Origin of the sequence: Tuberibacillus calidus DSM 17572, assembly GCF_000430685.1 — a bacterium.
GTDB lineage: Bacteria > Bacillota > Bacilli > Bacillales > Sporolactobacillaceae > Tuberibacillus > Tuberibacillus calidus.
Genome location: NZ_AUMM01000008.1, coordinates 1 through 15,332, shown reverse-complemented (window position 1 = coordinate 15,332; position 15,332 = coordinate 1). Strand labels below are relative to the sequence as shown.

Below are 15,332 nucleotides of genomic sequence, written 5' to 3'. Positions count from 1 at the left end.
CCCTCTATATTTTCCAAATATCGTCGGGCATAGGCCGCTTGCGTTCGCCCATATTAAGGATGTGGAGGTGAGTGCTAATGACGATCGGGACCAAGATGCAACAAACGATTGCAAGCTGTGAGGCGACCTTGGCAAACTTAGACAGCTTTGCCTTGGAAACGCAAGACCAAGCAGCCAAAGCCATGTTTAAAAATTTGGCCCAACAACAAAGGACGATACTGGAACAGCTGAACCAACGGCTGCAATATATCCAAAGCGAAGAACCACAATACAATCAATAACCATTGCAAGATATTTCGCTGGTGCTCAATGCCAGCTGATTTTAGCTTTATACGAAACCGGGCACCCGCCCGGTCTTCCGGATTAGTGCTTGTTGGGCCAATTCATAAGACCATAATGGCGTCATCATCACTCCAAAACGGCCTTTTTGATACAGATATTGGAAAACGGCTCTAATTTAGCTCTATTTTTACAATAAATTCAAGCTAAAGGTCATTTCAAAAAATTTTCAAGCTCAAAATGGCTGATAGAGCCACGCTAAATACCATTTTGGTTTGCTTTCTATTCCAAAACGGCTTTTTGAATACAGATATTGGTAAAACCATCCTCAAATCACGCTTATTTTTCCAGTAAATTCAAGCTAAAGGTCATTTCAAAAAATTTTTAAGCTCAAAATGGTAGATAGAGCTGCGCTAAATACCATTTTGGTTTGCTTTCTATTCCAAAATGGCTTTTTGAATACAGATATTGGTAAAACCTTCCTCGAATTGGGCTCATTTTTCCATTAACTTCAAGCTAAATGCCATTTCAAAAAAATTCTCAGTCCAAAATGGCAGATAGAGCCACGCTAAAGGCCATTTTGGTTCGCTTTCTATTCCAAAACGGCTTTTTGAATACAGATATTGGCAAAACACTCCTCAAATCAGCCTCGTTTTACCAATAATTTCAAACTAAATGCCATTTCAACTAAATTTACAGTTCATAATGGCTGATAAAACTTAATATAGCAACCCAAGCCAAAAATTTCTTAGGCCATTTTTACTTCCTTACGAGGATAAAAAAGAGGACAGCCCACGTTCGGACTGTCCTTTTTCAGGAGGCATGACATGGTATAACAATGTCCATAAACAGCGAGGAGGTATGGGTCAGACATGATTTGACGGCGGTTTTAATCATGTCCACTATAGAATATTCACTTGGTGTTTCTTCGTAAAAGACAAACGTGGAAAAGTTTGAAAAATAGGTATACCACTTAATGCCGCGGTAAACGATTTTTTTAAGGAAAAGTTAAACATCCCGCTTTAACGTCTTGACATTCTCGCCGTTTGCGAGAATCACGCAATCGGCAATATTTAAAAACAAACCATTTTCGATGACACCAGGTTGTCCGTTCAACCATGACGAAAGCGTCTCAGGATCATCAATACGCCCGAGATGAAGGTCAATGATCCAATTTCCGCTGTCCGTCATATACGGTGAGCCGTCAGGATTCGTACGGAAAACCGGTTTGAGGCCTTCTTTCTCAAAAAGACGGAAAAGATGTTGGGCACCAAACGGTAAAACCTCCACTGGAAGCGGAAAGCGCCCAAGCTGCTCGACAGCTTTGGAGCTGTCTGCCACCCATATATTTTTATCAGATGCGGTTGCGACAATTTTTTCAAATAAAAGCGCGCCGCCGCCGCCTTTAATCCCCGAAAGCTGGGGGTCGAATTCATCGCAACCGTCAATCGTTAAATCCACCTTTGGCACGTCATTCAAATCATAAATTTTGATGCCGTTTGCTTCAGCGAGTTCTGTCGTTCTTTTCGACGTTGACACCGCTTGTATCGTTAATTTTTCTTTTTGAACCCGCTCAGCTAATTTGAGTATTGTAAAGTAGACCGTTGAGCCTGTCCCGAGACCGACTATCATTCCATCCTCTACATAAGCCGCCGCAGCTTCACCGACTAGCTTTTTTTCAGCAGTTTGATCCATCGTTCTTCTCCTTTTGTCTGTTAAATAATAATCTATTACCAAAAATATTTTATCGATTTTTGTCTTTTAAAAAAAGAGCTCTGTCTACACTCTATACATGACAGCGCGCAAAATATTAGTGGAGGTGTCTACATGACCCATAAAGAAAACTTAGCTCCGCCTAGCCTTTGAACCTAGTTGCCCTTATATCAACCCGAAATAGGACCGTTTCTTACCAAAACAAAAAAACGGCAATGACACATTGCCGAAATTAAGTGAACAAGTTCTTTGTGAGTGCCGTCTTTTTAATTTTTACTTGAGCGCAACTGCTCTTTGATTTCCTCGATTTGGGCAAGATGTCTTTTTTCGTGTTGTCCGACAAATTCCACCCATTGCTTTAAATTCAGCGGTCCAAAAACGGGATGTGGAAGCGACTTCTTTTCCAATGCCTCTTCCCCCGCTTCCGCTATAACAGATAAAAGTTTTTCGCGGGAACGGCTGAGCTTTTCTTTCATTTCTTTTAAGGTTTTAAATTCGTTGTCCGGCACAAGATACGCCGGTGCCTTGCGCTTTTGGCTTCGGTCCGCAGCCAAATAGACAGGCTTTGTTTCGACTGGCCCATCACTCCCATTTTTCAGGGCATGGCTTACCGACTTGACGACGGCTTCCTCTAATAAATATAAATGTTCTAGCACTTGGCCGATGGTCCAATTTTCATCAGTGATTTTTTTATTGAGTTCATCATCGCTTAACCCTTCCAAGCTTTGTAAAACCTCAGCCCGGATTTTAGCGTTTTCCTCCATCACGTTCACAACGGCCCATCCTTTCCCAACTCGATTTTTCATTCTATGATTTCTAGTAATTATCATACTTTTTAAAAATTATAATACCACGTACGGAATTAACTTGACTATCGTCAAATACATTTTTCACGGTCAGGCGCCGTTTATCCGTTAATCCCATCTTAACCGCCTCCATTTAACGAGGAATGTAAACAAAAGGGCCATCAGCACCAAATATAAATAGTCCCCGAAACGGTCGTGATAGTGGATTTGGTTTATCCATAAGTCTTGTAATATTTTTATAGAATGAGACATAGGCAGTATATCAACGGCATGCTGAAGGTACTTCGGCATTGAATCCAGCGGTATGGCTACGCCGGATGTAAATACCATAGCCAAAAAGCTGATTGTTGAAACAATATTGGTTGTCCGGGGATTTTTGATATTTATGGCAATGAAATATCCGGCGATAAAGAAATCGTAGAGTATTAGTAAACATGTGATGAGAAAAATGACAGTGTTCGCCCCATTCATCCAGAAAGAGGCATCATAGAAAATAAAGCTAATCGCTCCGAATAGGAGAACGGATGCAAAACTGACAAAAGCAAATGTCAAACCGAGCGAGAAAAAATAACCAAGATATGTGACAGGTAAGGTAAAATATCTTTTCAAAGCCATTTGGCTTCTCACTTCGCTGATGGTAATCGGTATCCCCATTAAACCAGCATTTGCTAGCAAAAAAACAATATTATTAGGAACAACCAAGTCAATCCCTAAAACTTTTGACCCTTCCTTAATCGGTGAATCTCCAAAAGTGCTTCCGAAAACAATTGTTAAAATAATTGGCAGAATGATCATAAAGAATATGGTCACAGGTTCCCGAAATAAAGCTTTTAATTCTACTTTAAAGAAAGCTTTTACAGCAATCATACGCATTCTTCCTCATCATAAATCGTAAAATTTCCTGTCAGATAAAAGTAAATATCTTCAAAATCAATGGCATGAAAATCAAGAACTGCATGAGGATTGCTTATGGTTTCCCACACATGTTGAATGTTTTTTTCCTTAGGAAGTTTTATAAAAACATAAGTGACTCCATCGAAATGAAGGGTTACAAAATGTTCATCGATCATGGACAAGCTTTTCGAAAGATGACGGAATTCATTGGCTTGTATGTTTAGGACGTGTGTTTTATCCAATTGATTCAAAACCTCTTCCTTTGAACCACTGCTAACGATTTCCCCCTTATTCATCAAAAAAACATAATCGCAGAATTGAGCCGCCTGATTTAAGTAATGATCTGAAACAAAAATGATTTTTTGCTTAGAAAACTTTTTGATAGTATTCCATATTATGGAGCGACTTTGCGTGTCAAGTCCTGATGCCGGTTCATCTAATATTAAGACTTGGTAGTCAGGCATAAAAAGCAGCACCAGCATGATTCTTCTTTTTGTCCCACCGGAAAGCTTTTGTGTTTTAGTTAAGTAATATTGGTCTAGGTTGAAAGATTTTAAATAACTTAGATCATCTATTTCTAATTGAAATAAATCTTTGATTAACTGCATTTCTTCTTTAACGGTCAAATTTTTTCTTAAACCCGTTCCTTGAAGTAAAAAACCGACATGGTGATGAAGGTCTTTATGGTTGTTTGCTCCACTAACGAAAATTTCTCCATTATCAATTTGTCTCAGTCCGACCATTGACTCCAGCAGTGTCGTTTTGCCGCACCCGTTAGGCCCGGCGATAAGATAAACGCCAGGTTTGTTGACTTTGAAACTGATGTTGTTTAATACCTTCTTTTTATCATAGGATTTTTCTACATTCTTAAGCTCTATAAACGGCTTCATCCTTCATATCTCCTGTTCTGAACTCTTTTAAAACAAAATAATGAATGATTTTTACGAAGGGTCTAAATAACGTGTTAGTTTTCAGGTGGAGAAGGTTTAATATAATAATTATTCCAAGAGGCATGTTAGTCCTTAGAGATGATCACGCAATTGCAAATATGGATATATTCATCTTGTTTAAAGGTCTACAGGAATTACACCTAAAATGTACCAAAATTATGTATTATTTGAGATGGGTAAAAAGGCCTAATTTTTATTTTTGCAGGACTAATTTACCATTTTAAATTCGTCAAAAGTACTTTCTCAATATAAAAAGTTCCACAGTGCTCTCTCGGACCTTACTTCGGCATGGTATAAGTTTACAACATTATCAATGCGTTCTTGAATGTTCATTCCATTCATTTCCGAATTATGATAATGATCGCTTTGCGTGTCTATTGCCGACACAATAATTACGATAAGACTGACTCATCACCTGGTTGAGAAGGCCTCTTACCCAATGTATTTTCTTGATCTCATACATTGATAAAGAGCGCCTTCTCTATTTTCCCTTAAGAAATCATTGACTCATACGGCACGAACTCAAAAGCTAGCTATTTTTTTATCGGATAGGTTTCAAGAAAATGAATGCGCTCCATCATCGTCGGGTGATCATACATAAAGAACTTCACAAGGGCTGGCGGATTGACTTCCCCGAGTCCGGAAGTTGTCAGTTTTTGAAAAGAATCGATGCCAGCTTCTTTATCATGCGTTAATTGAATCGCGTAAACATCGGCCGAATGTTCCGCGTAGCGGGAAACGGCATTTTCTATAGGTGAGGCCGCAAATGATAACACAGAGATAATTAACAGGAGAATCGGCACGCACGCTAAGTCACATGGAGAAGTAACGCCGATCTGCCCGCCCCATTTACGAACTGCCCCATGATACAAATGGCGAGTGATGAGGAGCCCCACTAAAGTCGCGAAAATCGCACCGATTAGACTCCAAAATAGATGATGTTTGACATAGTGCCCCATCTCGTGAGCCATGATAAACAATACCTCATCATCTTTTAATTTATGTAAAGTGGTATCCCACAAAACGATGCGCAAGTTAGACCCGATCCCGTTTACATAGGCATTCATCGCATTCGTTTTTTTCGACATGTCGACCTCATAAACATCGTCAGCCGGTATGTTGGCTTTGGCGGCCAAATCTAATATTTCTTGTTTAAGTTCGTTGTCTTGAAGCGGTTTAAAATGGTTGTATAACGGGTCGATCACAACAGGTTGGATATACATCAGAAATACGGTAAACGGAATGGATAGGAGCCAAACGGGCAGCCACCACCGCCGGTATTTCCGAATAAAAAAATAAATGACAAGGACAATTAAAAAGGTAATCAGCCAATTAACCCAAAACGAAATGATATGATCTCTGAGCCAATCATGAAAAGGCTGCACCGACACCCCATAATGAAGGGAAACAAGATGGGCGGCATAATCGATGGGAAAGGCGATGAGCCATGTTAAAACGGATAACGCCAAAAAGTAAATGGCCGTATGAACGATCGAAAAGCGCGTGATTTCCCGTGACCTTTTTTCAAGCCACTTCGAAAAGCCAAAGGCCAACACAAACAGATAAATGCCCCAATCGAGCGGTATACTGATGAACGATAACCAGTACTCAATTTGAGAGTAATGCGTGCTCATGGTTAATTGTTTTTGCGTCATGAATAATTCGGGATCCGCCGCCGTTCCCTTATATGAAGGCGGTACGTTCCAGCCGGACCAAAGAAACAAATAACATGCCATGAGGATGATGTAAACGGTGTAAAAAGCCAAAAACCACCATGCCAGTTTTTTCATCGAATCCCCCATTTTTGTATATTTCTCAAGACACCTTGCCTTACTAACAGTTTAATCGTTTGTCCAAAAAATTAGAACCTTTGCCGTCCGACAAAGACCGGACGAGTTGACGTAGTTTAGAAAAGCTTTGATTTTTTTAACATAATCCGAAATCGACCGTTTTCAGCCAAATGAAAAGAGCTCCGAGATGGAGCCCCGCAAACTAGGTTTTATGATTAAAATAATCATTTAAGAGCTGAATGAAAGCTTTCCAGAATTCAATCCCCTGAAAAGTTATGAGCAGGCTCGCGGTGATTAATAAAAAGACGGATCCGGCCAATGTCAGCCAGCGAAGCCACACATCACGCCACCCCTTTTCCGATTCGTTAATTTCAATTATATTCACCGCCATCACAATCATGTCGCGCGAAGCAGGAAAAGGGGCAAGCCGCCTAGAGAATGAGGGAATAAACGGTTAAAACGAAGATGGCGGATAAGACCACAAAAATGATGTTCCATTCCAAGTAACTGGCAATAAAAGCCATCGCACCGCCAATCAGACCAAAGAAAAAATCATCCCAAGTTATGTGTAATAAGCTTCCCGATTGGATGGTGAAGATCGCCGGAAAGATGAGGGCGCCGAGAACCGCAAACGGCACGTTTTTCAAGACACCTTGTAAAAAAGGCGGCACGCCTTCTGCTTTGATGGCCACTAGCGGCAACATTCTCGGAACGTACGTCACAACGCCCATACCTAGGATCACCCATATGACGGAGCTAAACATGTGCCTCACCTTCCTTCTTCATCAACAGCCCGTAAGCCCATTCAATCGTGACAGAACTAATGAGCGTTGCCGCAACAATCGCCCAGCCAAAGGGGATGAAAAGCGAGAACACCGAGCAGAGGATGGCAGATAAAATAAACAAAGCCAGCGCCTTACGCTCTTTCTTTAGAGACGGCACTACCAAACCGATAAACATCGCATATAGCGCAATGCTCATGCTTTTTTGTAAAACTTCAGGAAGGCTAGCACCGATGACATAACCAAGCCCCGAAAAAACGACCCAGCTGCCGTAGGACATCAAAATTAACCCGCCCATAAACGCCGCCTCAATTTTATCCCGGTTTAAAGACGCGACAGAAAACGTCTCGTCTGTAATGCCAAAAGCCATCGCCGCCTTTTTCCACCGGGAGCGCTCGACGGTCCGTTCGTTGATCGAGGCACTCATTAAGAAATGCCGAATGTTGACGATGAAAGTTGCAATAATGATTTCAATGGCGCCGGTTTCAGCTGCAAGCATTTGAAGCGCCATAAACTGAGAGGCTCCGGCATAGACGAACACACTCATGCCCACGGCATCCATGAATGTCAAACCTGTCGTCCGGGCAATTAAACCAAAAGTCAAAGCAATCGGCATGTAACCGATCGCAATCGGGATTCCCGCTTTTACCCCATCCGTAAAAATTCGAGCAGACTTTTTGACGGGCGTTTGATACGATAACAAAGGATCCACCTCTTTCGCAACGTCGTCGAAACATTTATAATATATTATAAATATTGTATGTTATGTTGAACTTTTTTTCAATTTCTTTTTTACATGTTTTGAGTCTGAAATTTGTATTCCTAGCCCGCCCGGAATATAAAACCTATATTCACTAGTCAATTTGCAAAAAAGAACTGGAAATTGACATCAACCATGGATTTGGAACCTATTATACGAGGGGGAAACGCGATGGATAAACGCGATTTGAATCGGATGATCGGGGAGCGGTTAAAGCGGATTCGCTTGAAAAAAGGCTTAAGTTTGGAAGCGGTTTCTGAATTAACCGGTGTCAGTAAACCGATGCTTACTCAGATTGAGCGGGCGTTGTCCAATCCGACGGTCAGCACATTATGGAAAATTGCCGAAGGATTGAACGTGCCCTTTACCGCTTTTATTGAGGAAAAAGAAGAATCCGTGAAACTTGTCCGAAAAGACGCCATCACCCCTTTTAAAGAGGCGAATGACCTTTATGAAGTGTATTCCGTCTTTCCAGCAGCAAACGGTCGGCCGTTTGAAATCTATACCGTCAGTCTCCTCCCTGGCTGCGATTACCTCGCCAATTCTCATCCGCACCATGCGGTAGAATTTATTTGGGTGTTGGACGGCGCAGTGACAATCGAAGTCAATCAGCGCCGATATGCCTTATTCAGAAATGAAGGCCTGCGGTTTTCCGCAGATCAACCGCATCGTTACGTTAATGAAGGAAAGAAACAAGCTGAAATCATAATGGTCATTTATTATCCGGATCAATATTGAAAGCTTTCACATCACTAATCGGTGTATCAATGATATCACGGTCATCAATAGCATTGACGGTATCCGTGATAATGCTCACTCCCGTTCCATTACCGAATCCTTTATTCTCCTTGTGATGCGCGCGCCAATCGTTTAAGCGATTATTCCCCATCACAACGGCTGAATTCGTATTTAATGCATTAATATTTAAGGCTTCAAAATTGATGAGTTGGTTGGACGGGGCTTCGTGATCGACATTCTGCCCAGAAGTCCGACCGGTATCGCAAATCACCGTATCGACGGCATCATTATCGACAACGATAGAGAGGGTTTTCGTTATGACCGACCCGCTGACGTTGCCGAAACCTGTGTTGTTTTTTGTCATTGAACGCCAGTAATTTGCGCGATTATTACCGATAAAAACCCCCGCCGCTTCATCAAGCCGGTTGACGTTGATATTCTGGAATTGTACGATCGCATCCTCACTGGTCATCGTATCCCCCCTACAATGTTTGATTTTGGTTGCCGGGAATGCCGTCTTGATCGTTAATCGGGGCATCAATGACATCATTATCAGCAATCACATTGAATTGATTAGCCGTAAAACTTATTCCGAATTGTAAGCCGAGACCAAAATTAGCTTTATTATGCGCTGTCCAACCGGGCTGGTTGTTTTCTCCAATGGCAACAGCGGCATCGCGGTTCATGGCATTAATATTGATAGCAGCAAAGTTAATGGCAATCGCCATGAAATAACCTCCCGCCTTTTTTACCTCTCTTTTATCATATGGAAAAGACCCCATAAGTGGTGAAGAATTTCTTTCGGACGATGACAAAAGAAGAACGCACCACATAAAATTTAATAGAGGTGATTCAAATGGCCGATAAAGATGACCCGCGTCCCTGTGCTCGGTGTGGGTATGTCAATGATAAAAGTCACGTCTATTGCATAAAATGCGGTGCGCCGCTGTTAAATAAATGCGCCGACGAACCCGGGCGCATACACAAGGGTTGTTCCTTTGTGAATCCGCCGGATGCCGCTTTTTGCGCGAAATGCGGGTTTCCTACCATTTTTAACAGGGAAGGCATCGTCGTGCCGCATCCCGCAGCAGCCCCGCCCATCTCATGGCCGATTCAAATTAATTAAAGGAAAAAATGGCTTCGCTAAAGTAACTCGGCTCTCTCAAGCCTTTAGGCGATGGCTGCACCTTCGTTGCCCTTATGCCTGCCTGATAAATAAAACCTTTCTTACCCGTATAAAAAAGGGGTCTGCCTTAAATACTTGCAGACCCCTTCCGCTTATTTTAATTCCAAAAGCATGATTTCGGGATTTTCCAGGTATTCGGCAACTTTATTCGTAAAAGCAACCGCTTTGGCACCATCGGCCACGCGATGATCAAACGATAATGAGATATTCATCATGGAGCGGACCACGATATTGTCCGAATCATCGACAACAGGCCGTTTTTTCGTTTTGTGAAAGGCCATGAGCGCCACTTCAGGGTAATTGATGATCGGCGTCGCTCCAGTGCTTCCAAGTGGTCCGACATTGCTGATCGTAAACGTAGACCCCGTTAATTCATGATGGCGCAGGCGGTTTTCCTTGGCCTTCCGCATCAATTCCTTCATCTCAAGATGGATCATTCGGATGGATTTGTCTTGTACATTTTTGATAACCGGGACAATCAACCCTTCCTCGGTATCCGTCGCCAGTCCAATATGCACGGCACTCTCCAGTCGAATGACGCCTTTTTCCTCATCCAACTTCGCGTTAAAAATCGGAAACGCTTTTAGAGCGAGGGCGATCGCTTTTATAAAGAAAGCAGCCATGGATACATCGAGCATTCGGCCCGTACTTGCCTCTTGTTTTTTCAACCCATCTTTTAAACGAAGCAAATTCGTCACATCGATTTCGTCAAAATGAGAAACATGAGGAATTGTAAATAAGGAACGAACCATGCGGTCGGCAATGATTTTCCGGCGGCCACTAAACGGAATTTCCACGCCATTCGTTACCTGCTCCCTAGTTTCAACCGTGGGCGAAGGTGCCGGATCTTCTACCATCCCCCTGGCATGGGCGTAAACATCATCATCGGTAATGCGGCCCAATCGTCCTGACCCTTTAATCATCTCAAGTTTGACATTCAATTCCCTCGCCAATTTCCGCGTATGTGGGCTGGCAAGAATCCGCGCCGGGCCTTTCGGTTGAGGCGGTTTTATCTCGTGCCTCGACGTTTGGACGGTTTCCATTTCCAAAGTTGGTGCGGCCTCTTTCTCCGCTTCAACAGCGTTATGGCCGGGTTCAGCAATTAAAAGCAGCGTTGTTCCGACCTCGATGACATCTCCTTCATCCACGAGCACTTTATGCACTTTTCCTTGCGCAGGGGACGGGAGTTCGGCCGTCATTTTATCTGTCTGCACTTCTAAAAGCGGCTGGTCGACCGTAACGTGATCACCTTCCTTGACAAGAAGGCGAACGATTTCCCCTTCCGTCATACCTTCTCCGATGTCATGCAGTTTGACTTCAACCATAGTGCCCCTCCCCTCAATATTCAGCTAGAAAGCGAATTTTGTCGTAAACCGCCTCTATACTCGGCAAATACGCCTCTTCCAGAGAAAACATCGGTACCGGTACATCGAAGCCCGTGACGCGTTGGATCGGGGCTTTCAAGGATAAAAAGGCGGTTTCCGTATCGTTAATCAGTGCCGTAATTTCTGCTGCTAAACCATTCGTGCGATGCCCCTCATGGACAATGATGACCTTACCTGTTTTTTCCACAGAAGACTGGATCAGCTCGCGATCCAGCGGGAACAGCGTCCGCAAATCGATCACTTCGGAACGAATGCCGTCTTTTTCCGCTTTCTCCGCCGCCTTAAGCACAATGGGCATCATCGCCCCGTAAGAAAGGATCGTGATATCCGTGCCCTCTTTCACTATTGCGGCTTTTCCGATCGGCACCTTGTAATAACCTTCAGGTACTTCTTTCCTCCCAGCTCGGTACAGTTTCATCGGTTCCAAAAATAAAACAGGATCCGGATCTTCGATGCTCGCAATTAACAACCCTTTCGCATCATACGGATTGGACGGCACGACCACTTTTATCCCTGGCATATGGGTAAAAAGGGCTTCCATGCTGTCAGAGTGGATTTCCGGTGCGCGCACTCCTGCACCGTAGGGAGCGCGAATGACCATTGGCACCGTAAAACGACCAAGGGTACGTCCTCTAATGCGTGTCGCATGGGTGACAATTTGGTTAAAAGCTGGATAAATAAAGCCGAAAAACTGAATTTCCGCGATCGGTTTAAAGCCGTTCATCGCTAAACCGATCGATGTCCCGATAATGCCAGATTCGGCGAGCGGTGTATCGATAATGCGGTCTTCGCCATATTTTTCATATAACCCATCTGTTGCGCGGAAAACGCCACCGTTGACGCCGACATCTTCACCTAAGACGAGGACACTTGGGTCCCGTTCAAGCATCGTGTCCATGGCTTCCGTTATCGCTTGTATAAGGGTTATTTCCCGTGTTTTCACGGCGGTCTTCATCACCGCACCCCTCCCTTAAGCCGATGATAATCCGCTTTTTGGTCTTCGATTGGCCAAGGGCTCGCAGCAAATACATAATCAAATAAATGGCTGATGTCGGCGGCTGGCTCACTTTCCATCGCTTTGACCGCCGTCTCAATTTCCGCTGTCGCTTCGGTTTCATAGGCTTTGAGGTGCTCATCCCAATATCCGTACCGTTTTAAAAATTTCTCCATCCGCCCGACGGGATCCGCCGTTTTTCTTCTCAACTCATTTTCGGACTGATCCCGATATTTTGATGGATCGTCGGAAGTGGTATGGGCGCCGTAACGCCACGTGACAGCCTCTATCAGCGTGGGCCCCTCACCTCGCCGTGCTTTTTCCGCGGCTTCCTTCACTGCAAAGTACACTGCGCACACATCGTTTCCGTCCACACGAATCCCTTCCATATCATACGCTACGGCTTTTTGGGCAATGGTTCTGGAGTGCATTTGTCTTGTGGTCGGAACACTGATGGCATAGCCGTTGTTTTGATTAAAAAAGATGACTGGTATCTGGAAAACGCTTGCAAAATTAAGCCCTTCATGAAAATCACCTTCCGAAGTAGCCCCGTCACCAAAATAGACGATGGCAATGCGGTCAGTGCCCTTTTTCTTTTCCGCCCATGCCGCTCCCGTCGCATGTAAGAGCTGGGAAGCAATCGGCACGGCTGGTGGGAAAATGCGTTTTCCTTCCGGCGGAACAGCCCCTTCATAACGCCCATTCCAGTACATTAAAATATTTTTAAGCGAGTGACCAAAGGTGAGTGTCGCCCCGTGATCCCGGTAAGTGGGAAACATCCAATCGTCTTCCCTCATAGCAAGGGCACTGCCAACTTGTGATGCTTCTTGTCCTTCAAAAGGAACATAGGTGCCGATTCGTCCCTGTCTTTGCAAGTTCACACACTTACGGTCAAACAAACGGGCGAACACCATCTTTTTATACATCTCAACGACCAGTTCCGGAGTCAATTGGTCTTTATAACGATCATCGACCAGCGCCCCGTCCCCGTCTATGATTTGCCTCATCGGATAGTCGGTCAAGCGAATCCCTCCTAAAAATGTTGGCGGATTTGCCACTTGGGCGGTTGTTTCGCCGTAAAGAAGCTGTTACGTTCTTTTCGTTTGGCGATTCTTTCCTCGCAGAAGCGATTGGCGGCGAGGGTTGTAGAAATATTTTCTCGGGCGGCTGTGTCAAAAATTTCGTTTAAGGTATCATAAATGGCTTTGGTTTTTTGTAAAACGCGTTCTTTATTCGGTTGGCTTAATTCATCGGCCACTTGGATTAAACCGCCGGCATTGACGATATAATCCGGGGCATAAAGAATCCCTCTTTCACGCAGGGCGTCGCCATGACGGTCCTCTAACAATTGGTTATTGGCAGAGCCAGCCACAGCCTTCACTTTCAGACGTTCAACCGTTTCATCATTAATCACGGCACCAAGCGCGCAAGGAACAAAAATATCAGCCGGAGCGTCATAAATCGCATCACCCTCCAAGACGTGTACTTTCCCGCTTGTTTGTTCGGAATATGCGAGGAGATCCTTGACGGCACTCCCATTAATATCGGTCACATACAACTCCGCACCCGCGTCAAGCAGCGCTTTCGCTACTTTGAAGCCTACTTTGCCAAGCCCTTGGATGGCATACGTTTTATCGCCGAGCGTTTCATCTTGCCATAAACGGCGCAATACCGCTTTAATGCCATAGATGACACCTTGGGCCGTTGGAATAGACGAATCGCCGTGACCACCGTACGTTTCCGGCACCCCAACAATGTTCGGGGTTTCTTTTAAACTGTGGACAAAATCTTCAGGGGTTGTGCCCATATCAGTACCGGTATAAAACCGTCCATTTAATGAATCGACAAACTGTCCAAAGGCGCGAAACATCTCTGGGCTTTTATCTTTCAAAGGATCGCCGATGATCACCGCTTTACCGCCGCCAAAATCCACATCACATGCCGCGCATTTATAAGTCATGCCTTTGGCGAGGCGAAGCGCATCTTCCAGCGCTTCATCCGTTGAGGCATAAGGACGCATGCGGCAACCTCCAAGTGCGGGGCCAAGTGTCGTATTATGAATGACGATAATCGCTTTCAGGCCGCTTGCAGGGTCATTGCAAAACATCACTTGTTCATAGTCTTTGATTCGTTCAAACTCTAACACTGCGAATCCCCTCTATCATTTTTATTGGTAAGCGCTTACATTATTTTATTAAAAAAATTAGGCCATTCCCGTTTCGGTGCGTTTCAGTTTCTGTTGGATTTCTTCTTTGCCAAGGATAAATTGCGTGACTTGACCGCGCCCGATGACGGCACGTTGCGTCTTAGCTTCTACATCGGTGACGACTGCTCTTCCCTTCAACTCTGTTAATGTTGCCGTAACCGTCACCTTTTCTCCCTCAGCCGCCGGTGCGAGATGCTTGACACAAACTGCACCGCCAATGCCTTCTTCATGCGGCTCAAGATACGGCAAAATGATTTGCCGAGATGCCCACTCCATATGGTAGACCAAGGATACTGTTGAGTAGGCGGGATGAACAGTGTTTCCCTCAAAGCGGGCAAACATGTCTGGTGTCACGGTCAGTGAAATCTCCGCCTTTTGACCAATTGCCATCCCTGGTTTCATAGAATCACCTCGCACTTTAGCGAATAAAAGCTTAAAAGCATTACAGTATTTCGTTCGCCGTTGATTTTTCGTTATAATGATACCATAATTCATACAATTGCTTCAATCCGTCGTTTTGTCGCGTATGTGTCAAGATTTTCTCGACAACCTTTATAGATCAATATCTCCGGCACCCTAATTTTGTACGCCTACCCTACCGCGCTATCGCTTGGTATCCTGTGTGATTTCGTTCATTCAAAGAATGAATCAAAATCACACAGGTTGATATTTTGGGTTAATACTTGAACCCTTTGATAAGCTGTCCCAAAGCGGATGAACTTGGGCCGTTCAACGGGATACGCCCATGCTTCACACCAATGGAAGGGCGCGTCTTTTGATGGAGAATTTCAGCCTTTTTGACGACCCTCTTCACTTCACGGTGTTTCCTTGCGCTTCTCCTCTGATGTT

The 15,332-nt window shown here is 44.1% G+C and carries 17 protein-coding genes; 3 read left to right on the top strand and 14 right to left on the bottom strand.

Annotated features, from left to right (window positions below; genetic code table 11):
- Positions 1–77: 77 nt before the first annotated feature.
- Positions 78–281, top strand: a complete 204-nt coding sequence (locus H532_RS0102575) for a DUF1657 domain-containing protein (protein ID WP_027724176.1) — start codon at positions 78–80, stop codon at positions 279–281.
- Between the two features lie 1,006 nt (positions 282–1,287).
- Here the strand turns inward: H532_RS0102575 and rpiA are convergent.
- From rpiA to H532_RS0102530, 7 genes are all read right to left on the bottom strand, one after another.
- Complete coding sequence (rpiA, locus tag H532_RS0102570; RefSeq protein WP_027724175.1) at positions 1,288–1,974, bottom strand: ribose-5-phosphate isomerase RpiA; 687 nt, start codon at positions 1,972–1,974, stop codon at positions 1,288–1,290.
- 284 nt (positions 1,975–2,258) lie between these two features.
- On the bottom strand, positions 2,259–2,756 hold the full coding sequence (locus H532_RS0102565; RefSeq protein ID WP_027724174.1) for a DinB family protein: 498 nt from the start codon (positions 2,754–2,756) through the stop codon (positions 2,259–2,261).
- A 150-nt stretch (positions 2,757–2,906) separates the two neighbouring features.
- Entirely contained in the window at positions 2,907–3,665 is a 759-nt protein-coding gene (locus H532_RS0102555) for an ABC transporter permease (protein WP_027724173.1), read from the bottom strand.
- Entirely contained in the window at positions 3,662–4,582 is a 921-nt protein-coding gene (locus H532_RS0102550; RefSeq protein WP_027724172.1) for an ABC transporter ATP-binding protein, read from the bottom strand. Before H532_RS0102550 ends, H532_RS0102555 begins: the two co-directional genes overlap by 4 nt.
- Before the next feature lie 593 nt (positions 4,583–5,175).
- A complete protein-coding gene (locus H532_RS0102545; RefSeq protein ID WP_027724171.1) occupies positions 5,176–6,432 on the bottom strand; it encodes a M48 family metallopeptidase in 1,257 nt (418 codons plus the stop codon).
- 431 nt (positions 6,433–6,863) lie between these two features.
- A complete protein-coding gene (locus H532_RS0102535; RefSeq protein WP_027724169.1) occupies positions 6,864–7,196 on the bottom strand; it encodes an AzlD domain-containing protein in 333 nt (110 codons plus the stop codon).
- Entirely contained in the window at positions 7,189–7,917 is a 729-nt protein-coding gene (locus H532_RS0102530) for an AzlC family ABC transporter permease (protein ID WP_051263084.1), read from the bottom strand. Before H532_RS0102530 ends, H532_RS0102535 begins: the two co-directional genes overlap by 8 nt.
- 228 nt (positions 7,918–8,145) lie before the next feature.
- Here H532_RS0102530 and H532_RS0102525 point away from each other — a divergent pair, with 228 nt between their 5' ends.
- Complete coding sequence (locus H532_RS0102525) at positions 8,146–8,712, top strand: helix-turn-helix domain-containing protein (RefSeq protein WP_027724167.1); 567 nt, start codon at positions 8,146–8,148, stop codon at positions 8,710–8,712.
- Here the strand turns inward: H532_RS0102525 and H532_RS19390 are convergent.
- Together H532_RS19390 and H532_RS17625 are read right to left on the bottom strand one after the other, a co-directional pair.
- Positions 8,687–9,184 (bottom strand): hypothetical protein, encoded by a 498-nt coding sequence (locus H532_RS19390; RefSeq protein WP_051263083.1) that lies wholly within the window; start codon positions 9,182–9,184, stop codon positions 8,687–8,689. The genes H532_RS0102525 and H532_RS19390 overlap by 26 nt on opposite strands.
- Positions 9,185–9,194: 10 nt before the next feature.
- Positions 9,195–9,440: a hypothetical protein gene (locus tag H532_RS17625; RefSeq protein ID WP_051263082.1), complete on the bottom strand. Its 246-nt coding sequence runs from the start codon at positions 9,438–9,440 to the stop codon at positions 9,195–9,197.
- Positions 9,441–9,568: 128 nt separating this feature from the next.
- On the opposite strand from H532_RS17625, the gene H532_RS0102510 reads away from it, so the two are divergent.
- Entirely contained in the window at positions 9,569–9,838 is a 270-nt protein-coding gene (locus H532_RS0102510; RefSeq protein WP_027724166.1) for a zinc ribbon domain-containing protein, read from the top strand.
- A gap of 152 nt (positions 9,839–9,990) precedes the next feature.
- Here H532_RS0102510 and H532_RS0102505 read toward each other — a convergent pair whose 3' ends face one another.
- From H532_RS0102505 to H532_RS0102485, 5 genes are all read right to left on the bottom strand, one after another.
- Positions 9,991–11,223: a dihydrolipoamide acetyltransferase family protein gene (locus H532_RS0102505; RefSeq protein WP_027724165.1), complete on the bottom strand. Its 1,233-nt coding sequence runs from the start codon at positions 11,221–11,223 to the stop codon at positions 9,991–9,993.
- Between the two features lie 13 nt (positions 11,224–11,236).
- Positions 11,237–12,238, bottom strand: coding sequence for an alpha-ketoacid dehydrogenase subunit beta (locus H532_RS0102500; protein WP_027724164.1), 1,002 nt, complete (start codon positions 12,236–12,238; stop codon positions 11,237–11,239).
- Positions 12,238–13,284 (bottom strand): pyruvate dehydrogenase (acetyl-transferring) E1 component subunit alpha, encoded by a 1,047-nt coding sequence (gene pdhA / locus H532_RS0102495; protein ID WP_038111378.1) that lies wholly within the window; start codon positions 13,282–13,284, stop codon positions 12,238–12,240. Before pdhA ends, H532_RS0102500 begins: the two co-directional genes overlap by 1 nt.
- 26 nt (positions 13,285–13,310) lie before the next feature.
- Positions 13,311–14,384, bottom strand: a complete 1,074-nt coding sequence (locus tag H532_RS0102490) for a Glu/Leu/Phe/Val family dehydrogenase (RefSeq protein ID WP_051263096.1) — start codon at positions 14,382–14,384, stop codon at positions 13,311–13,313.
- A gap of 96 nt (positions 14,385–14,480) precedes the next feature.
- The gene (locus tag H532_RS0102485) at positions 14,481–14,885 is read right to left on the bottom strand and encodes a thioesterase family protein (RefSeq protein ID WP_027724161.1); all 405 of its coding nucleotides are present in this window, start codon (positions 14,883–14,885) and stop codon (positions 14,481–14,483) included.
- Positions 14,886–15,332 lie beyond the last annotated feature (447 nt).